This window comes from Aliiroseovarius pelagivivens, assembly GCF_900302485.1.
GTDB lineage: Bacteria > Pseudomonadota > Alphaproteobacteria > Rhodobacterales > Rhodobacteraceae > Aliiroseovarius > Aliiroseovarius pelagivivens.
The window spans coordinates 1,623,081-1,640,338 of the sequence record NZ_OMOI01000001.1 but is presented as its reverse complement, the minus strand read 5'-3'; the positions used below and the strand labels follow the sequence as shown (position 1 = coordinate 1,640,338).

The 17,258-nt window shown below is 59.5% G+C and carries 23 protein-coding genes; 21 read left to right on the top strand and 2 right to left on the bottom strand.

Annotation, left to right across the window (positions count from 1 at the left end; all coding sequences use genetic code 11):
• Positions 1-3: 3 nt before the first annotated feature.
• Complete coding sequence (gene rpsR / locus ALP8811_RS07990) at positions 4-231, bottom strand: 30S ribosomal protein S18 (protein ID WP_005982441.1); 228 nt, start codon at positions 229-231, stop codon at positions 4-6.
• Between the two features lie 16 nt (positions 232-247).
• Positions 248-604 (bottom strand): 30S ribosomal protein S6, encoded by a 357-nt coding sequence (rpsF, locus tag ALP8811_RS07985; RefSeq protein WP_108856595.1) that lies wholly within the window; start codon positions 602-604, stop codon positions 248-250.
• Positions 605-1,044: 440 nt separating this feature from the next.
• Between rpsF and ALP8811_RS07980 the strand changes: the two genes are divergently transcribed.
• The 21 genes from ALP8811_RS07980 (at position 1,045) to ALP8811_RS07880 (ending at position 17,258) form a co-directional block, all read left to right on the top strand.
• Entirely contained in the window at positions 1,045-1,632 is a 588-nt protein-coding gene (locus tag ALP8811_RS07980) for a hypothetical protein (RefSeq protein ID WP_108856594.1), read from the top strand.
• Positions 1,633-1,722: 90 nt separating this feature from the next.
• Positions 1,723-2,664 carry an ACP S-malonyltransferase gene (fabD, locus tag ALP8811_RS07975; protein WP_108856593.1) on the top strand — a complete coding sequence of 314 codons (942 nt, stop codon included), beginning with the start codon at positions 1,723-1,725 and terminating at the stop codon, positions 2,662-2,664.
• A gap of 68 nt (positions 2,665-2,732) precedes the next feature.
• Positions 2,733-3,470, top strand: coding sequence for a 3-oxoacyl-[acyl-carrier-protein] reductase (fabG, locus tag ALP8811_RS07970; protein WP_108856592.1), 738 nt, complete (start codon positions 2,733-2,735; stop codon positions 3,468-3,470).
• A gap of 221 nt (positions 3,471-3,691) precedes the next feature.
• Entirely contained in the window at positions 3,692-3,925 is a 234-nt protein-coding gene (locus ALP8811_RS07965) for an acyl carrier protein (protein WP_108856591.1), read from the top strand.
• Positions 3,926-4,098: 173 nt separating this feature from the next.
• Positions 4,099-4,842: a 1-(5-phosphoribosyl)-5-[(5-phosphoribosylamino)methylideneamino]imidazole-4-carboxamide isomerase gene (locus ALP8811_RS07960; protein WP_108856590.1), complete on the top strand. Its 744-nt coding sequence runs from the start codon at positions 4,099-4,101 to the stop codon at positions 4,840-4,842.
• A gap of 192 nt (positions 4,843-5,034) precedes the next feature.
• Positions 5,035-6,297, top strand: a complete 1,263-nt coding sequence (gene fabF / locus ALP8811_RS07955) for a beta-ketoacyl-ACP synthase II (RefSeq protein ID WP_108856589.1) — start codon at positions 5,035-5,037, stop codon at positions 6,295-6,297.
• Positions 6,297-7,457, top strand: a complete 1,161-nt coding sequence (gene mltG / locus ALP8811_RS07950; protein WP_108856588.1) for an endolytic transglycosylase MltG — start codon at positions 6,297-6,299, stop codon at positions 7,455-7,457. Before fabF ends, mltG begins: the two co-directional genes overlap by 1 nt.
• Positions 7,458-7,637: 180 nt before the next feature.
• Positions 7,638-7,988 carry a hypothetical protein gene (locus ALP8811_RS07945; RefSeq protein ID WP_108856587.1) on the top strand — a complete coding sequence of 117 codons (351 nt, stop codon included), beginning with the start codon at positions 7,638-7,640 and terminating at the stop codon, positions 7,986-7,988.
• A gap of 10 nt (positions 7,989-7,998) precedes the next feature.
• Positions 7,999-9,264 carry a DNA-packaging protein gene (locus tag ALP8811_RS07940; protein ID WP_108856586.1) on the top strand — a complete coding sequence of 422 codons (1,266 nt, stop codon included), beginning with the start codon at positions 7,999-8,001 and terminating at the stop codon, positions 9,262-9,264.
• Positions 9,265-9,450: 186 nt separating this feature from the next.
• Positions 9,451-10,641, top strand: coding sequence for a phage portal protein (locus ALP8811_RS07935; RefSeq protein WP_108856585.1), 1,191 nt, complete (start codon positions 9,451-9,453; stop codon positions 10,639-10,641).
• A 15-nt stretch (positions 10,642-10,656) separates the two neighbouring features.
• Entirely contained in the window at positions 10,657-11,229 is a 573-nt protein-coding gene (locus ALP8811_RS07930; RefSeq protein ID WP_108856584.1) for an HK97 family phage prohead protease, read from the top strand.
• Positions 11,230-11,263: 34 nt separating this feature from the next.
• Positions 11,264-12,481, top strand: a complete 1,218-nt coding sequence (locus ALP8811_RS07925) for a phage major capsid protein (RefSeq protein WP_108856583.1) — start codon at positions 11,264-11,266, stop codon at positions 12,479-12,481.
• A gap of 165 nt (positions 12,482-12,646) precedes the next feature.
• Positions 12,647-13,252: a head-tail connector protein gene (locus tag ALP8811_RS07920; protein WP_108856582.1), complete on the top strand. Its 606-nt coding sequence runs from the start codon at positions 12,647-12,649 to the stop codon at positions 13,250-13,252.
• Positions 13,249-13,587, top strand: a complete 339-nt coding sequence (locus ALP8811_RS07915) for a head-tail adaptor protein (protein WP_108856581.1) — start codon at positions 13,249-13,251, stop codon at positions 13,585-13,587. Before ALP8811_RS07920 ends, ALP8811_RS07915 begins: the two co-directional genes overlap by 4 nt.
• Positions 13,584-13,994: a DUF3168 domain-containing protein gene (locus ALP8811_RS07910; protein WP_108856580.1), complete on the top strand. Its 411-nt coding sequence runs from the start codon at positions 13,584-13,586 to the stop codon at positions 13,992-13,994. The genes ALP8811_RS07915 and ALP8811_RS07910 overlap by 4 nt, the downstream gene beginning before the upstream one ends.
• Positions 13,995-14,017: 23 nt before the next feature.
• Positions 14,018-14,431 carry a phage major tail protein, TP901-1 family gene (locus ALP8811_RS07905; RefSeq protein WP_108856579.1) on the top strand — a complete coding sequence of 138 codons (414 nt, stop codon included), beginning with the start codon at positions 14,018-14,020 and terminating at the stop codon, positions 14,429-14,431.
• A 2-nt stretch (positions 14,432-14,433) separates the two neighbouring features.
• Positions 14,434-14,766, top strand: a complete 333-nt coding sequence (locus ALP8811_RS07900) for a gene transfer agent family protein (protein WP_108856578.1) — start codon at positions 14,434-14,436, stop codon at positions 14,764-14,766.
• Entirely contained in the window at positions 14,759-14,977 is a 219-nt protein-coding gene (locus ALP8811_RS07895) for a rcc01693 family protein (RefSeq protein ID WP_108856577.1), read from the top strand. Before ALP8811_RS07900 ends, ALP8811_RS07895 begins: the two co-directional genes overlap by 8 nt.
• A complete protein-coding gene (locus ALP8811_RS07890) occupies positions 14,977-15,639 on the top strand; it encodes an RcGTA-type gene transfer agent tail tape measure protein (protein WP_108856576.1) in 663 nt (220 codons plus the stop codon). Before ALP8811_RS07895 ends, ALP8811_RS07890 begins: the two co-directional genes overlap by 1 nt.
• 33 nt (positions 15,640-15,672) lie before the next feature.
• Positions 15,673-16,305 carry a DUF2460 domain-containing protein gene (locus ALP8811_RS07885; protein WP_108856575.1) on the top strand — a complete coding sequence of 211 codons (633 nt, stop codon included), beginning with the start codon at positions 15,673-15,675 and terminating at the stop codon, positions 16,303-16,305.
• A complete protein-coding gene (locus ALP8811_RS07880; protein ID WP_108856574.1) occupies positions 16,305-17,258 on the top strand; it encodes a phage/gene transfer agent baseplate hub protein in 954 nt (317 codons plus the stop codon). The genes ALP8811_RS07885 and ALP8811_RS07880 overlap by 1 nt, the downstream gene beginning before the upstream one ends.

The following is a 17,258-nucleotide window of genomic DNA, read 5'->3' as shown; positions in this document are numbered from 1 at the left end:
CCCTTACTTAACGGCGTAGGGAAGCAGAGCAAGAAAACGGGCACGCTTGATAGCACGGGCCAGCTCACGCTGCTTCTTTGCCGAAACGGCGGTGATACGCGAAGGAACGATCTTGCCACGCTCAGAGATGTAGCGCTGCAGAAGACGTGTGTCTTTGTAGTCGATCTTCGGTGCGTTGTCGCCCGAGAACGGGCAAACTTTACGACGGCGGAAAAACGGTTTGGCTGCCATGGTTTAGACCTCCGGATTAACGGTCACGGCCACGGCGGTCGCCGCGTTCGTCACGTTTTTGCATTTGTACCGACGGGCCTTCGGCGTGATCGTCGACCTTGATGGTCAGAACGCGCATGACATCGTCATGCAGACGCATCAGGCGTTCCATTTCCTGAATGGCGACAGACGGAGCGTCAGTCTTCAGGAAGGCGTAGTGGCCCTTGCGGTTCTTGTTGATCTTGTAAGCCATCGTCTTGACGCCCCAGTACTCGCTGTCAACGACTTTGCCGCCGTTGTCACCCAGTACGGTGCCGAAATGTTCGATGAGGTTCTCAGCCTGCGCGTTGGACAGATCCTGACGCGAGATGAAGACATGCTCGTAAAGGGGCATGTGAACTCCAGTTCTATTTTCAAGCGCGCTTCAAAGAATGGGCAAAAACCTTTCCGCGACCCATCCACGAGAGGCAACGCGGTTCATTCACTTACGGAAAGGACGGTGCCTTATACACGTCTGACCAAGTGGTGCAAGGCTTTGCGGCGGGTTGTCGGGTGCAAATAAGGTGCATCGGCATCGGTTGGCGCAAATTATGGCCTCTCATTGACCAATCTGACGCCCAACTTCCGTCACACTTCAGGTCGATCTTTTGTTAAGCGCCCTACACTGGGGCGAGAAAACTGAGCTCTGACGCGCTGCTACTTGTCAGATCCGCACATAAAAAAAGAAGGTCTTCTCCCATGACCATGGTCTCATCACTACCTCAGTCTGGCACGAAAGGGTTCGCTTCGGCACAACCCGTACTGCTTACTCCCACAAGATGCGGATACTTGCTGATGAACCAGGTGAAAACGGTTAGCGGAGGAGCGGTGCTTCGTGCATTCTGTCGCTTCCTGGGGGTCGCACTTGCCATTTCCTCGATCGGTTTGTGGGTCATGCAGAATGCCCCGGTAATGGATGACACTGTACTTCTGACCATGAAGCTGGGTTTGACCTGCTTGTTCGTAGGGTTGGGCGGGCTTCTTTATCTGTTCGGTCAAGGCGGCGGAATTGCATCGACCCAGATCGACCTTCACAATCGGATGGTGCGTCGCGGTCGGATCAGCTCGAATAACGAGTTCGAGACAGAAACTTTGGTGCCGTTTGAGGACGTAACCGGATTGTTGCTGTCCTGCAGTAAGGCCACGAGTGGCATTGGCAATGCACGGCAGGCGACATTGTATCTTCGCCTTGATGACGGTGGTGAGAACCTGACCGCGATCGAGGTCCTCTCGGGTCCAGAACAGCTTTTGCGTCCGATCCAAGAGCGCCTGCTGCGTGATCTGAAAGATGATCGTGGTGGGTTGGCTATCCCTAGCTACGAAAGCCACGGGCGCGCTGGTTTGAAGATCCGTACCGATGGGATGGCTTTCCGCGCCGCCTGAACTAGGGCGTTGTACCCCCAAACAGTTTGCACAGCGCTTCGTCGCAAGGTATCCCATTCCTTGAAGCCATTGGCATAAAGAGGAGGGGTCATGAGCCGCGCATTTGTATTTCCCGGGCAAGGGGCCCAAAGCATTGGTATGGGTAAAGCCCTTGCCGACGCCTATCCCACAGCAAAAGCCGTTTTTGACGAGGTCGACGAGGCGCTTGGTGAAAAGCTGTCCTCTCTGATCTGGGAAGGCGAGCAGGACGAACTGACTCTCACCCAAAACGCACAGCCGGCATTGATGGCCACGTCGCTGGCCACCATGCGTGCGCTGGAATCTGAAGGCGTTACGATCGACGCTGCGTCTTACGTTGCTGGACACTCGCTGGGTGAGTACTCGGCGCTGGCAGCTGCAGGCGCTTTGACGGTTGCAGACACCGCGCGTCTACTGCGCACCCGTGGTAAGGCCATGCAGGAAGCCGTACCGGTAGGTGTCGGCGCAATGGCAGCTCTTTTGGGGTTGGATTTCGACACTGCTGCTGAGGTTGCTTCTGAAGCTGCCCATGAACAGATCTGTCAGGCGGCCAACGACAATGACCCTGCACAGGTGGTTGTGTCCGGCCACAAGGAAGCCGTCGAACGTGCCGTTGAGATCGCCAAGGGCAAGGGCGCCCGTCGCGCAGTTCTGTTGCCAGTAAGTGCTCCGTTCCATTGTGCATTGATGCAGCCCGCAGCCGAAGTGATGGCCGAGGCGCTGGTACACGTGGAAATGAACGCCCCTGCTGTGCCTCTGGTGGCAAACGTACGCGCTGCCGAGGTCGCAGACCCGGCACTGATCCGTTCGCTTCTGGTTGAGCAGGTAACAGGGTCGGTGCGCTGGCGTGAAAGCGTGGCATGGATGGCCGAGCATGGCGTGAATGAGATTTGGGAAATCGGTGCAGGCAAAGCATTGTCCGGCATGGTGAAGCGGATCGACAGATCGGTCGCCACGCGTGCCATCGGATCACCCGATGATGTGAAAGCCGCCGCTGAATCGCTGAACGGATAATCAGAACATATTAGCCGATCCAAAGCCCTGACCATAGGGGGATCGGAAACGTGAAGAAGGAAAAGCAGATGTTTGATCTGACTGGAAAAAATGCCCTTGTGACGGGTGCATCCGGCGGCATTGGTGGTGCAATTGCTAAAGCATTGCACGCGGCTGGCGCCACGGTTGCACTATCGGGCACTCGTGTCGAACCGCTTGAGGCGCTGGCCGCTGAGCTGGGCGAACGCGCCCATGTGCTGCCGTGCAACCTGTCGGATGGTGAAGCCGTGGATGCCCTGCCCAAGCAGGCCGTTGCCGCTATGGGCGGCGTCGACATTCTGGTAAACAACGCCGGGATCACCCGAGACCAGCTGTTCATGCGCCTGTCGGATCAGGATTGGGACGATGTTATCAACGTCAACCTGACCTCGACCATGCGTCTGTGCCGTGGCGTGATGCGCCCGATGATGAAATCCCGCTGGGGCCGCATCATCAATATCGGTTCGATCGTTGGTGCGACTGGGAACCCCGGTCAGGTAAACTATGCCGCCTCGAAGGCGGGTATGGTTGGTCTGACCAAGTCGATCGCATACGAAGTTGCCAGCCGTGGTATCACCGCAAACTGCATCGCGCCGGGCTTTATCGGCACGGCCATGACGGAAAAACTGACCGATGATCAAAAGTCGGGCACGCTGGCGCAAATTCCGGCCGGTCGCATGGGGTCACCGGAAGAAATCGCAGCAGCGGTTCTGTATCTGGCCTCGAACGAGGCAGGCTATACGACCGGGGCTACGATCCACGTAAACGGTGGTATGGCCATGCTGTAAACGTGCTGGGCGCTGACAGCTAAATTTTGTCTGTGCCCTTGCACCGCGAAAGCGTTTGCCTATCTTCTTCGATGTGTTATAGGCGGCGCAGGTTTTCCCCTTCAGCCCGAATAGGGCAGTCCAAATGGGCTGGGGGTCTCGGCGTTTCGCGCGGGGAACTTAAGCGGCCCGAACGGGTCAAACGAAAAGGGCCAAGCCCTGAACTAACGTGAGGATTGATCATGAGCGACGTCGCAGATCGTGTGAAGAAAATCGTAGTTGAGCACCTGGGTGTTGAAGAGGACAAAGTCACCGAGACTGCCTCGTTCATCGACGACCTGGGCGCTGACAGCCTGGATACCGTAGAGCTGGTTATGGCTTTCGAAGAAGAGTTCGGCATTGAAATCCCGGATGACGCTGCTGAAACCATTCAGACCTTCGGCGACGCTGTGAAATTCATCACCGAAGCTGCCTGATCCATCAGGACGCATGATTTTTAAAAGCGGCCTACCATCGGGTAGGCCGCTTTTTTTGTGGGCAATCACCTTCTGCCGCCGTTTTCAGGCTGCATTGGGCCGAATTTAGGCGCACATTTTGGGGTGTGCTAAACTTCACTAAACCATCGAAGGTTTGGCGAAGGAGTCGCTCCATGATTATCTATCCAACACTAGAATTGCAGAACGGTCGTTGCGTGACGTTGCATCGTGGCCGTCTTGAAGAGCCTTCAATCTGGCATGTGGACCCTGTGGAAACAGCACAGGGATTTTCCGAGGCCGGGGCCGAATGGATTCAGGTGACCGATTTCGATGCCGTTGCTGGCGAAGGTGACAATGCTGAACTGATTGAGGCGATCATCAACTCGGCAGGATGTTCAGTACAGGTCGCTGGCGGGATCCGCACCCGCGATATGGCTGAGACCTGGATTGAAAAAGGCGCTGGACGCGTCGTTCTGGGAACGGTGGCTGCACGAGATCCAGCCATGGTGAAAGAGCTTGCGAACCGATACCCCGATCAAATTGTTTTGGCGGCAGATATCTGGCAGGGAAACCTGATGACAGATGGGTGGCGAAATCCGGTGGCGATGTCCCCTGAAAGCTTCCTTGCGTCCTATGCGGACGTGCCGCTGGCCAGCGTGCTGATCACGGATATCGACAGCGACATCGAGCAACCCGACGCGCAGTTGGGTCTTCTGAGTGCGCTTGCAGGCGAAACGAAGCATCAGGTGATCGCGGCAGGAACCGTTCACGAGCTGGACGATGTCGCGCGGCTGAAATACGTGCCGAACATCGCGGGTACTCTAATCGGCCGGGCGTTGTTCTCGAAAAATGTGGATCTGTCGGAAGCTTTGGAGGTGGCACGTCCCGTGCCTGAACCCAAAGCGGAATTCATCTGACCCTTAGTGAAACTGACATGCTGGCCGGTGATCGAAACGGGCGTATACCCGTCGCTGGCCAGCATTCACTGGTATGTCCCTGCGTTAATACAATAGGCGAGCTTCCACCAGTGATCGGATTCGGCTTGCCCCAACATGCCTAGCCGCGCTATCACCGCCAAGACATTTGAAAACCTGGGAAAGGGCAACAGAATGCGTCGAGTGGTTGTAACAGGATTGGGCATGATTTCTCCGCTGGCAAGCGGCGTCGAGGAAACATGGGAGCGTATTCTGGACGGACAGTCCGGCGCAGGGCCGATCACGAAATTTGACGCCTCGCGCGTGACCACCAAATATGCCTGCGAAGTACCGCTAGGCGATGGTACCGATGGCACTTTCAACCCAGATGACTGGATGGCGCCGAAAGAGCGCCGCAAAGTCGATGATTTCATCCTCTATGGTCTGGCCGCAGCCGAGATGGCGGTTAAAGACGCCGACTGGATGCCGGAAGACGAAGAAGGCCAACTGCGCACTGGTGTGATCATCGGTTCTGGCATTGGCGGTCTTTCGACCATTGCCGATACCTCGATCCTGCTGAACGAACGCGGCCCGCGCCGTGTATCGCCGTTCTTTATTCCTGGCTCTCTAATCAACCTGATTTCCGGTCAGGTCTCGATCAAGTTTGGCTTTAAAGGACCGAACCACTCGGTCGTGACCGCTTGTTCGACAGGTGCACACGCCATTGGCGATGCCAGCCGTTTGATCCAAACCGGAGATGCGGATGTGATGGTTGCCGGTGGCGCCGAAGCCGCGATCTGTGAATTGGGCATTGCGGGCTTCAACGCTTGTAAGGCTCTGTCGACCAAACGCGGGGATGATCCGAAAGGCGCAAGCCGCCCCTATGACGAAGACCGCGACGGTTTCGTGATGGGCGAGGGTGCTGGCATCGTGGTTCTGGAAGAATACGAACACGCCAAGGCGCGTGGTGCGAAGATCTATGCCGAAGTGCTTGGCTATGGCCTGTCGGGCGATGCCTATCACATCACTGCACCGGCTGAAGATGGCGATGGTGGTTTCCGTGCGATGCAAGCGGCCCTTGGCAAAGCCGGGCTGGAGCCTGCGGCGATTGACTATATCAACGCACACGGCACCTCGACCATGGCGGACACCGTGGAACTGGGCGCAGTTGAGCGTCTGTTGGGCGACGCGGCTGATACGGCCACCATGTCCTCGACCAAATCCTCGATCGGCCACCTTCTGGGGGCTGCGGGCGCTGTGGAAGCTATCTTCTGCGTCCTGGCCATCCGTGACCAGGTCGCACCGCCCACCATCAATCTGGACAACCCGGCGATCGAGCCGCGCCTGTCGCTGGCCGCCAACAAGGCCGAGAAGCGCGAGATCAACATCGCTTTGTCTAACAGCTTTGGCTTTGGTGGTACAAATGCCAGCCTTGTCATGGGGAAGGTTGCTGACTGATGTGGCGCAACATCGCCTCGAATGCGCTGAGCCTGTTCATTGTTGTTCTGATCGTAGCGGTCGGGGTCGTTGCATGGGGTCAGAAACAGTACACATCTGAAGGTCCGCTGGCAGAAACCATCTGCCTGCGGGTCGAGCGCGGCAGCTCGTTCTCGCGCGTGGCGGATAGTCTGGAAGCGCAGGGGGCGATTTCAAACGCCGCGATCTTCCGAATTGGTGTTGAGTATTCCGACAAGGCCTCTGCTTTGAAGGCGGGGTCGTTCCTTGTGCAGGACGGTGCTTCGATGGAAGAGATCGTGGACATCGTCACACGCGGCGGGGCGTCGACCTGCGGGACCGAGATTCTGTACCGCGTGGGTGTTCTGTCTGCTGTCATGCAGGTACGCGAGCTTGATCCGGCCACTCAGGACTACAAAATCACGGCCGAGTTCAAACCGGCCGAGCTGGAGGGCGATGCCCCCGAAACTTACCTTGAGAAACGCGACGAAAGCGATACGCGGTTCCGGATCGCCGTGGCTGAAGGTGTGACCAGCTGGCAGATTGTCGACAGCCTGAACCGCGCAGACTTTATGACCGGCGAGGTTGCAAGCACGCCAGCCGAGGGCAGCTTGGCGCCAGACAGCTATGAAGTGAAAGCTGGCGCTGATCGCGCGACGCTGATTGCATCGATGCAGGACGCGCAGGTCGAAATTCTGGCCGAAGCGTGGAATGCGCGCGCGGCGGATCTTCCTTATGCAAATGCGGATGAAGCATTGGTCATGGCGTCGATCGTCGAGAAGGAAACCGGTCTGGCCGAGGAGCGCCGTCAAGTCGCCAGCGTCTTTGTGAACCGCCTGAACAAGGGGATGCGTCTGCAAACGGACCCCACGGTCATCTATGGCATCACCAAAGGGCAGGGCAGCCTTGGGCGCGGGCTGCGTCAAAGCGAACTGCGTCGCGAGACACCGTACAACACCTATGTGATTGATGCGCTGCCACCGACCCCAATCGCCAACCCGGGCCGCGCCGCCATTGAGGCCGCATTAAACCCGGACAGCACGCCCTATCTGTTCTTCGTGGCAGATGGCACGGGCGGTCACGCCTTCGCGGAAACCTTGGCGCAACACAACGCCAACGTGGCCGAATGGCGCAAGATCGAAGCCGAGCGCGCCAACCAGTAGGTTGATTGATCCTTACCGAAGCGAGCGGTGCACGTGCGTTGCGTTTTGACCGAACGTACGGTCCCGTGTAGTCTCTGACATACGCTAGAAGACATGACTGTAACGGCCTTGGGCATCCGCCCGGGGCCGTTTTTTCATGTCGCTTGTGCGGGCAAGAGCATGAGAGGCAACGACATAAGAATGACAATTATCACGCCCTTGGGGAAGGACGCGGCTTCGGAAGACTACCTGAAGATCGCGGACTCGTTTTTTCTACGTGTTTTGAAAGAGTTGGACCGCCAGTTGTCTACGGCGGAAGTGGATGGGTGCGAAACCACACCTGAGTTGGCCAAAGCCATGACGGAAGTGCGCCGCGCCATGCAAACGGTATTCGAGGAAAGGAAACGTCTTGAACAAAGTGGTAAAGCCGGATTTGGCGGCAACCGGGCAGCAGAGCTGGACCTTGCTCAGGCCCGAGACGAAATCGGGCGCAGACTGGCTTGCCTGCGCGACGCAAGACGAGCGCGAGAGCTTTCTGAACGATCTGAGTGATGGGGCGCTGATGGCGCTGCCCTATCTGTTTGAATTCTGGGCTTTAGATCACCAACTGCCGCCCGAGGGAGATTGGCGGACATGGGTGATCATGGGTGGACGTGGTGCGGGGAAAACTCGCGCTGGGTCCGAATGGGTGCGGGCCGAGGTTGAGGGGGCGGGGCCGTTGGACCCCGGCCGCTCGCGCCGCGTGGCCTTGGTCGGCGAAACCATCGATCAGGTGCGCGAAGTCATGGTGTTTGGGGAAAGCGGCATTCTGGCGTGCTCGCCGCCGGATCGTCGCCCGGTATGGGAGGCCGGGCGACGCAGGCTGGTTTGGCCCAATGGGGCGATTGCGCAGGTGTTCTCGGCCCATGAGCCGGAAAGTCTGCGTGGACCGCAGTTCGATGCGGCATGGGTGGACGAGTTGGCCAAGTGGAAGAAGGCCGAGGACACGTGGAATATGCTGCAATTCGGGCTGCGCCTTGGCACACATCCCCGCCAATGCGTCACGACCACCCCGCGCAATGTTGGGGTGCTGAAACAGATCCTAAAGAATCCCTCGACCGTGACCACGCACGCTCCGACGGAAGCCAATCGCGCTTATCTGGCGAAAAGCTTTCTGGACGAAGTGCGTACACGCTACGCGGACACGCGATTGGGGCGGCAAGAGCTGGATGGTGTGCTTTTGGAAGACACGGAAGGCGCGCTTTGGACGATGGCGATGCTGGACAAACACCGCTTGGGGCCAGACACGCCCGTGTTGGATCGGATCGTCGTTGCGGTGGACCCGCCAGTTACGGGGCACAAAGGATCTGACGAATGCGGGATCGTTGTGGCTGGTGTCATGGCAAAGGGCCCACCCGGCGATTGGAAGGCTGTTGTGCTGGAAGATGCCAGCGTTACGGCAGCCAGCCCGTCGGAATGGGCCGAGGCCGCGCTGAACGCGATGGAACGCCATCAAGCGGACCGTCTGGTGGCCGAGGTTAACCAAGGTGGTGACCTTGTTGAAAGCGTGATTCGTCAGATCGACGCCACCGTGCCCTACAAGGCTGTGCGTGCGACGCGGGGGAAGGTCACGCGGGCCGAGCCTGTGGCGGCGCTTTATGAACAGGGGCGGGTCTTGCACGCTGGCAACATGGCCCAACTTGAGGATCAGATGTGCCGTATGACCAGCCAGGGCTACGAGGGCAAAGGCAGCCCGGACCGCGTGGATGCATTGGTCTGGGCCCTGCATGAGCTGATCATCGAGCCCGTTGCGTCCTATCGCAGACCGCAGGTGCGCACGCTTGGTTAAAGGGTTTTTTAACCCTCGCTGGCAAAGTGCAAAACATCGAAAGGCGGGGTACTAGCCCGATGGGCCACCAGCCCCGCCTGATCACGAAATGACAAGATTGACCGCTGGGTGGCGCGACCGCGTTTGCCCGGACAGGACAGGTTTGCCCGGTTGCAGCCGGAAACCGAAACCAAGGAGCCAAGGCGCATGGTATTTGATTTTCTGAAGCGAGGCGCAGATGACGCGAAGGCCGATATGCCGGGCGAGGCAAAGGCATCGGCCACCGGGCCGGTCATCGCTTATGGAAATGCCGGTCGTGTGGCTTGGAGCCCGCGTGACACGGTCAGCCTGACCCGCAGCGGGTTTTCGTCCAACCCAGTCGGCTTTCGCTCGGTCAAGCTGATCGCGGAAGCCGCCAGCGCTCTGCCCTTGGTGCTGCAGGACGACCAGCAACGTTATGATATTCATCCGCTTTTGGAGCTTCTGGCGCGCCCGAATGCTGCACAAGGCCGGGCCGAGCTGTTCGAGGCCTTCTTTGGGCAGTTGCTTCTGACCGGAAACGGCTATCTCGAGGCCGTTCTGGGCGAAGATGGTCAGCCGCGTGAGCTGCATGTGCTGCGCTCGGATCGGATGGCGTTGGTTCCTGGCGTGGATGGCTGGCCTGTGGCCTATGACTATACTGTCGGGTCTCGCAAACACCGGTTCAATGTGTCCGAGGGTGCATCGCCGATTTGCCACGTTAAAGCCTTCCATCCGCAGGATGATCACTATGGCCTGTCACCGTTGCAGGCGGCCGCGACAGCGATTGATGTGCACAATGCGGCCAGCCGTTGGTCCAAGGCGCTGTTAGACAATGCGGCGCGGCCTTCAGGTGCGATTGTGTTCAAGGGCGCGGACGGGCAGGCGCAGTTAAGTGCTGATCAATATGATCGCCTGCTGTCCGAGATGGAAAGCCATCACGTGGGCGCGCGCAATGCCGGACGCCCGATGCTGCTGGAAGGCGGGTTGGATTGGAAACCGATGGGGTTCAGCCCCTCGGACATGGAGTTCCAGAAGACCAAGGAAGCCGCTGCGCGCGAGATTGCGCAGGCCTTCGGGGTACCACCGATGCTGATCGGCATACCCGGCGACGCCACTTACGCCAACTATCAAGAGGCCAGCCGTGCCTTCTATCGTCTGACTGTGGTGCCTTTGGTGTCACGCGTCTCGGCCAGTGTCGGCCATTGGTTGGCCGGGTTCTCGGACGAAGCAGTGAAGTTGAAACCGGATCTGGATCAGGTTCCCGCATTGGCCGCCGAACGTGACCAGCAATGGGCCCGCGTGGCCGAGGCCAGCTTCCTGACAGATACCGAAAAACGCAGCCTGCTGGGCCTGCCGCCGCTGGCTCAAGATCAATAAGAAAGGGTGCATATCATGGGTGACTACCACACCGATTTCGGGCTTGAGCACAAGTTCGTCAAGCTGGGCGAGACAGTCCAGACCGCCGAGGGCATTCAGATCGACGGCTATGCCAGTTTCTTCGATCAGGTCGACAATGGCGGCGATGTCGTGGCCCGCGGGGCCTATGGCAGATCGCTGGACGAGCTGAAAGCCAAAGGGCGCGGCGTGAAAATGCTGTGGCAGCACGACCCGGCCCAGCCCATCGGGATTTGGGACGAGGTGCGCGAGGATGCCAAGGGCCTTTATGTGAAAGGTCGTATTCTGAGCGACGTCGAAAAGGGCCGTGAGGCTGCCGCGTTGATCGAGGCGGGCGCCATTGACGGGCTGTCCATCGGATATCGCACCAAGAAGTCGTCGAAGACCCAGACGGGCGGGCGGCTTTTGACGGAATTGGAGCTTTGGGAGGTGTCACTTGTCACGTTCCCCATGCTTCCAACAGCGCGGGTGGGGGCGAAGGGCGACATGCTTGATGTCGACGACTCTACCTTGCGTGAACTGGCCGCGACCCTTGAGGACGCGCGCCTGATGCTGGCCCGTAACGCCTGAGCCAGCGATCTGAACCCCTGAAAAGGACCCAATGATGAGCAACAAAGAGACGAAGGCTCTGGGCCAGTCGGCTGCGCCTGCTGGCCAGGTATCGGACCTCAATCCGGCTGCCGAGGTGAAGACCGCGCTGGCTGGTTTTGTGAGCGATATCAATCAGTTTCACGAAGAAATTTCCACCAAACTTCAACAACAGGAAGAGCGACTGACCATGCTGGATCGCAAATCTAACACCATCGCGGGCCGCCCGCATCTTGCCGCTGCCGCTGAGCTGGAAGCGCCTCACCAGAAAGCTTTCGAAGCCTATGTCCGTTCAGGCGATGATGACGCGCTGCGCGGTATCGATCTGGAAGGCAAGGCCATGTCCTCGGCTGTGGCGGCTGACGGTGGCTATTTGGTTGACCCGGTGACCGCTGACACCATCAAGGGTGTTCTGAACAACGCTGCTTCGCTGCGTTCGGTCGCCAATGTGGTCAACGTGGAAGGCACTGCCTATGACGTGCTGATCGACCAGGGTGACCTGATCACCGGCTGGGCGTCGGAAACTGGATCGGCGTCCGAGACGGGCACTCCGCAGATCGACCGTATCTCGATCCCGCTGCACGAGCTGTCGGCCCTGCCGAAAGTTTCGCAACGCCTGCTGGATGACAGCGCTTTTGATATCGAGGGATGGCTGGCCGGCCGTATCGCCGACAAGTTCTCGCGTGCAGAAAGCGGTGCGTTCATCAACGGTGACGGTGTTGAGAAACCCGTAGGCATTCTGAACCACACCGCTGTCGACAACACCAGCTGGACCTGGGGTAATCTGGGTTACGTGGCCACTGGCGAGGCTGGTGACTTCAACGCCACCAACCCGGCAGATGCCATTTTCGACCTGATCTACGCACTGGGCGCGGACTATCGTGCCAATGCGGTCTTTGTCATGAATTCGAAGACCGTGGGGGCTGTACGCAAGTTGAAAGACGCGGATGGCCGTTTCTTGTGGTCGGATGCGACCGTGGCTGGCGAACCCGCCCGTCTGATCGGCTATCCGGTTCTGATCGTCGAGGACATGCCCGATATCGGTGCCGACAGCCACTCGATCGCCTTTGGTGACTTCGCTGCTGGCTACACCATCGCAGAACGTCCTGACACGCGCATCCTGCGTGACCCGTTCTCGGCCAAGCCGCATGTGCTGTTCTATGCCACCAAGCGCGTGGGCGGTGACGTAAGCGACTTTGCTGCGATCAAGCTTCTGAAGTTCTCGGTCTCGTAAGAGACGAACCTGATCCCGTGGAGGCCCAAGGGTCGCCACGGGGCAGGGCGCGCGCCGACCACCCCCCGTGTTGTCTAGCTGCTCCCCCTCCGTCCGAGCAATGCGGATGGTGCGCGCCCACCCTTTCCCACATGACGTGAGGGGCCCGAATTTCGGAGATGATCCATGATGTTAATCGAGCAGACCACAGTGCCGGGCACGGCCCTTCCGGTCGCCCAATTTAAGGACCACCTGCGGCTGGGTACCGGGTTTGCCGATGACGGGGTGCAGGATCAGGTGCTGGAAACCTACCTTCGGGCCGCCATGGCCGCGATCGAGGCCCGCACCGGAAAGATCCTTCTGTCGCGCGAATTTACCTGGACCTTGACCGCATGGCGCGATCTGGCGTCGCAAGCTTTGCCGGTGGCGCCCGTCACGCAAGTGCTGAGCCTTGAGATCCATGACCGTTTGGGCGGGACCGAGGTGATTGACACCGCCCGATATGGGTTGGAGCCAGATATGCACCGCCCCCGCCTTGTGTCGACCGGGCTTTGTTTGCCTGCCATTCCCGTAGGCGGTCAGGCCGTAATTGGGTTCGAGGCCGGGTTCGGTGCCGCTTGGACCGATCTGCCAGCTGATCTGACGCAAGCCGTAATGATGCTGGCGGCGACCTACTATGAAAATCGCGCCGATGGGGGCGTGATCGGGCAAGGCGATTTACCTGCGGCGATTGCAGCTCTGTTGCAACGTTATCGCACCGTGCGCCTGTTTGGCGGTGGAGGGGCGGTATGAAGCGCCCTGTCCTGAACCGCAAACTGTCGCTGGAGGAGCCCGTGCGCACACCGGACGGCGCGGGTGGTTTCACCCAAAGCTGGCAGGTACTTGGCGAACATTGGGCGCAGGTTAAACCCGGCTCGGGCCGGGAACGTGCCGCTGGCTTTGCAACTGTGTCGTCGATCGCGTTTCGCATCACAGTGCGGGCGGCTCCTGACGGTGCGCCATCCCGGCCGAAACCCGATCAGCGGTTTCGCGACGGATCCCGGATCTTCCGCATCCTTGCGGTGACCGAGGCGGATGCCGGTGCACAGTTCCTGACCTGTTTCGCGCAAGAGGAGGTTTCAGCATGAGCTACGGCGTTTCAGCAGCCCTTCAACAGGCCATTTACCAGCGCCTTGCGGCGGATACGGCCCTGTCCACTTTGGTGTCGGGCGCGATCTATGACGCGGTGCCTGCGGGTATCATCACCGGCACCTATGTCAGCCTTGGGCCTGAAGATGTGCGCGAACGCTCGGACATGACCGGGCAGGGCGCGTTGCACGAGGTCACGATCAGCGTGGTCACCGATGCTGCGGGCTTTCAGGCCGCCAAAGAGGTCGCCGCGGCGGTCAGTGACACGCTGGTCGATGCCAGCCTGATCCTGGCGCGTGGCCGGCTTGTGTATCTGAACTTTCATCGTGCGCGGGCGCGGCGGGTTGAAGACGCGGATGTCCGCCGCATCGACCTGATCTTCCGCGCACGTGTCGAAGACAACTAAACCTTTCAAAACGGAGTGATCCTATGGCTGCGCAAAACGGCAAAGACCTTCTGATCAAGCTCGACATGACCGACACCGGTGTGTTCGAGACCATTGCGGGCCTTCGGGCGACGCGCCTGAGTTTCAACGCGGAAAGCGTGGATGTGACCAGCCTGGAAAGCACCGGTGGCTGGCGCGAGCTTCTGGGCGGCGCGGGTGTGAAATCTGCCTCAATCTCGGGCTCGGGCGTGTTCAAGGACGCATCGACAGATGAACGGGCACGGCAGATCTTTTTTGACAACGAAGTGCCGAATTTTCAGGTGATTGTTCCCGAATTCGGCGTGGTCGAGGGCCCGTTCATGATCACCTCGATCGAGTATGCAGGCTCGCATAACGGCGAGGCGACCTACGAGCTGTCGATGGCTTCGGCCGGCGAACTGACCTTTACGGCGCTGTGATCATGGCGAACCCGTGGACGGGCGAAGTGGCGCTGGTGATCGATGGCACATCTCATGTGTTGAAACTGACGCTGGGGGCGCTGGCCGAATTGGAAGAGCAACTGGGCGAGGCATCGATTGTGTCCTTGGTCGAGCGGTTCGAAAGCGGGCAGTTCTCCAGCCGCGATGTGCTGGCGCTGATTGTGGCCGGGCTGCGCGGCGGGGGATGGCAAGGGACTGCCACCGACCTGCTGGCCGCCGAAATTCAAGGCGGACCAGTGGAGGCGGCAAAGGCTGCCGGTCAGTTGCTGACCCGTGCCTTTGCGCTGACCCCGAACGAGGTCACCGATGGCTGAGCCAGCCGGGTTCGACTGGCCCGGGCTGATGCGCCTTGGCCTTGCAAAACTGGGGCTGCGCCCGGATCAATTCTGGGCGCTGACCCCCATCGAATTGGCTGTGATGGCCGGGCTGGACGGGCAACCTGCCACCTGCCTGCGATCTCGGCTGGAAGAGCTTGCCCGTGCGTTTCCTGACGAACCGTGCGGCCCAAATGGAAAGGGCATGTGATGGCTGGATTGGACAGTATCGACAGTTTCGAAGACCAGATGGACGCATTGGAAGCAGCGCTTGGCGGCGCGCAGCAAATGACCACCGGGTTTATCTTCGAGTTGAAGGGGATGCATTCGACGATCTCGGATCTGAACGCGGATGTCAGCACGCTATCTTCGGGCATTTCGTCCGGATTGCGGCGTGCATTCGAAGGCTTGGCCTTTGACGGCATGAAACTGTCAGACGCCTTGAAAGAGGTCGCGCGCTCGATGACCGATGCGGCGTTCAACGCGGCGATCAATCCCGTCACAAGCCATTTTGGCAACATCCTTGGTCAAGGCGTAGGGGCGATCACGAACGCCTTTCTGCCCTTCGCGGATGGTGGCGCCTTTGCACAAGGGCGCGTGATGCCATTCGCAAAGGGCGGCGTTGTCTCGCAGGCCACGGCGTTTCCCATGCGCGGCGGGACGGGCCTGATGGGTGAAGCCGGGCCAGAAGCCATTATGCCATTAAGCCGCGGGGCAGATGGGCGTCTGGGCGTGCGCGCGGCGGGCGGTGGCGCGCCTGTGAACATCACCATGAATATCTCGACCCCGGATGTGGATAGCTTCCGCCGGTCGCAAAGCCAGATCGCGGCCAATGTTCAGCGCGCCCTTGCGCGTGGGCAACGCCACCGCTGATCCACTGATTTTACGACCTTAGGAGGGTTCATCATGTCCTTTCACGAAATCCGCTTCCCCGCCAATTTGAGCTTCGGCTCGGTTGGTGGTCCTGAACGGCGCACTGAAGTGGTCACGCTGGCCAATGGCTTTGAAGAGCGCAACACGCCTTGGGAGCACTCCCGCCGCCGCTATGATGCCGGGATTGGCATGCGGTCGCTCGATGATGTCGAAATGCTGATTGCATTCTTCGAAGCACGGCGCGGGCAGTTGCATGCATTCCGCTGGAAGGACTGGTCGGATTTCAAAAGCGGCCTGCCTTCGGCGGATCCTGCGTTCACGGACCAAATCCTTGGTTGGGGTGATGGCGCTACGACTGAGTATCAGCTGATTAAGACTTACCGGTCGGGTTCGGACACTTATGCACGTCCGATCCAGAAACCAGTAGAGGGCACGGTGAAGTTGGGTCTGAAGGGCGACCCCCAGATCGAAGGCACGCAGTACAGCGTAGATCTGACCACAGGGGTAGTCACATTCGTGACAGCTCCTGAAGACGGGGCAGAGGTCACCGCAGGGTACGAATTCGATGTGCCTGTGCGGTTTGACACTGACCGGGTGCACACTTCGGTCGCGTCCTTCCAGGCTGGCGAAGCCCCGAACGTTCCGGTGGTCGAGGTGCGTGTCTGATGGCGGTTCCAACAGGTTTTCAGGCCCATCTGAGCGAAGGGGTCACAACCGTTGCGCGGCTGTGGAAGGTCACACGACGCGATGGGGTGGTCTACGGCTTTACGGATCACGATCTGGACGTTCAGATGGACGGTCTCGTCTATAAGGCCGACACCGGCATGACGGCCCATGCGTTGAGCCAGACCACCGGTCTGTCCGTCGATAACACCGAGGCTTTGGGCGTCCTGTCCACGGATGCGATCAGCGAAAAGGACATTCGGGCCGGGCGCTATGATGGGGCCGAGGTCGAGGCTTGGTTGGTTAACTGGCGAGATGCCTCGCAGCGGTTTCTGCGCTTTCGCGGGAAGGTCGGAGAACTGGCCCGTGAGGCGGGTGGGTTCCGGGCCGAGCTGAACGGATTGAGCGAGGCGATGAACCAGCCGCAGGGGCGGGCGTACCAGTCGCCGTGCTCGGCGGTGCTGGGCGACGAGAAATGCCGGTTCGATCTGGATCAGACCGGGTATTCGGTCGAATTGGATCTGGTCAGCAATGAGGACGAGACCGTGTTTCGGTTCGAGGACATGGCGCTGTACCCGAATGATTGGTTTGTACGCGGGCGGTTCACGGTTTTGAGCGGCGAGGCGGAAGGCCTGAGCGGGATCATCAAGAATGACACGACGGGCGAGGACGGCGCACGGACCATCGAGCTTTGGGAAGCCCTGCGTGCCGATATGCAGCCCGGGGATCGGGTGCGGCTGGAAGCAGGCTGTGACAAGCTGCCCAGCACCTGCCGCAAGAAATTCAACAATTTCCTGAACTTTCGCGGGTTCCCCGACATTCCCGGCGAGGACTGGTTGATGTCCTATCCGATTCCGACGGGTCGCAACGATGGTGGTGATGGACGCGAGACGTTGGACCTTCAGGATCTGCTGTCTGGTGACGATAATCCGTTCAACCCGATCTCAGGGGGCTGA

Bases quoted from the DNA above. Each gene is read 5' to 3' on its own strand.
- rpsR (WP_005982441.1), bottom strand. From the start codon at position 231: ATGGCAGCCAAACCGTTTTTCCGCCGTCGTAAAGTTTGCCCGTTCTCG.
- rpsF (WP_108856595.1), bottom strand. From the start codon at position 604: ATGCCCCTTTACGAGCATGTCTTCATCTCGCGTCAGGATCTGTCCAAC.
- ALP8811_RS07980 (WP_108856594.1), top strand. From the start codon at position 1,045: ATGAACCAGGTGAAAACGGTTAGCGGAGGAGCGGTGCTTCGTGCATTC.
- fabD (WP_108856593.1), top strand. From the start codon at position 1,723: ATGAGCCGCGCATTTGTATTTCCCGGGCAAGGGGCCCAAAGCATTGGT.
- fabG (WP_108856592.1), top strand. From the start codon at position 2,733: ATGTTTGATCTGACTGGAAAAAATGCCCTTGTGACGGGTGCATCCGGC.
- ALP8811_RS07965 (WP_108856591.1), top strand. From the start codon at position 3,692: ATGAGCGACGTCGCAGATCGTGTGAAGAAAATCGTAGTTGAGCACCTG.
- ALP8811_RS07960 (WP_108856590.1), top strand. From the start codon at position 4,099: ATGATTATCTATCCAACACTAGAATTGCAGAACGGTCGTTGCGTGACG.
- fabF (WP_108856589.1), top strand. From the start codon at position 5,035: ATGCGTCGAGTGGTTGTAACAGGATTGGGCATGATTTCTCCGCTGGCA.
- mltG (WP_108856588.1), top strand. From the start codon at position 6,297: ATGTGGCGCAACATCGCCTCGAATGCGCTGAGCCTGTTCATTGTTGTT.
- ALP8811_RS07945 (WP_108856587.1), top strand. From the start codon at position 7,638: ATGACAATTATCACGCCCTTGGGGAAGGACGCGGCTTCGGAAGACTAC.
- ALP8811_RS07940 (WP_108856586.1), top strand. From the start codon at position 7,999: ATGGCGCTGCCCTATCTGTTTGAATTCTGGGCTTTAGATCACCAACTG.
- ALP8811_RS07935 (WP_108856585.1), top strand. From the start codon at position 9,451: ATGGTATTTGATTTTCTGAAGCGAGGCGCAGATGACGCGAAGGCCGAT.
- ALP8811_RS07930 (WP_108856584.1), top strand. From the start codon at position 10,657: ATGGGTGACTACCACACCGATTTCGGGCTTGAGCACAAGTTCGTCAAG.
- ALP8811_RS07925 (WP_108856583.1), top strand. From the start codon at position 11,264: ATGAGCAACAAAGAGACGAAGGCTCTGGGCCAGTCGGCTGCGCCTGCT.
- ALP8811_RS07920 (WP_108856582.1), top strand. From the start codon at position 12,647: ATGATGTTAATCGAGCAGACCACAGTGCCGGGCACGGCCCTTCCGGTC.
- ALP8811_RS07915 (WP_108856581.1), top strand. From the start codon at position 13,249: ATGAAGCGCCCTGTCCTGAACCGCAAACTGTCGCTGGAGGAGCCCGTG.
- ALP8811_RS07910 (WP_108856580.1), top strand. From the start codon at position 13,584: ATGAGCTACGGCGTTTCAGCAGCCCTTCAACAGGCCATTTACCAGCGC.
- ALP8811_RS07905 (WP_108856579.1), top strand. From the start codon at position 14,018: ATGGCTGCGCAAAACGGCAAAGACCTTCTGATCAAGCTCGACATGACC.
- ALP8811_RS07900 (WP_108856578.1), top strand. From the start codon at position 14,434: ATGGCGAACCCGTGGACGGGCGAAGTGGCGCTGGTGATCGATGGCACA.
- ALP8811_RS07895 (WP_108856577.1), top strand. From the start codon at position 14,759: ATGGCTGAGCCAGCCGGGTTCGACTGGCCCGGGCTGATGCGCCTTGGC.
- ALP8811_RS07890 (WP_108856576.1), top strand. From the start codon at position 14,977: ATGGCTGGATTGGACAGTATCGACAGTTTCGAAGACCAGATGGACGCA.
- ALP8811_RS07885 (WP_108856575.1), top strand. From the start codon at position 15,673: ATGTCCTTTCACGAAATCCGCTTCCCCGCCAATTTGAGCTTCGGCTCG.
- ALP8811_RS07880 (WP_108856574.1), top strand. From the start codon at position 16,305: ATGGCGGTTCCAACAGGTTTTCAGGCCCATCTGAGCGAAGGGGTCACA.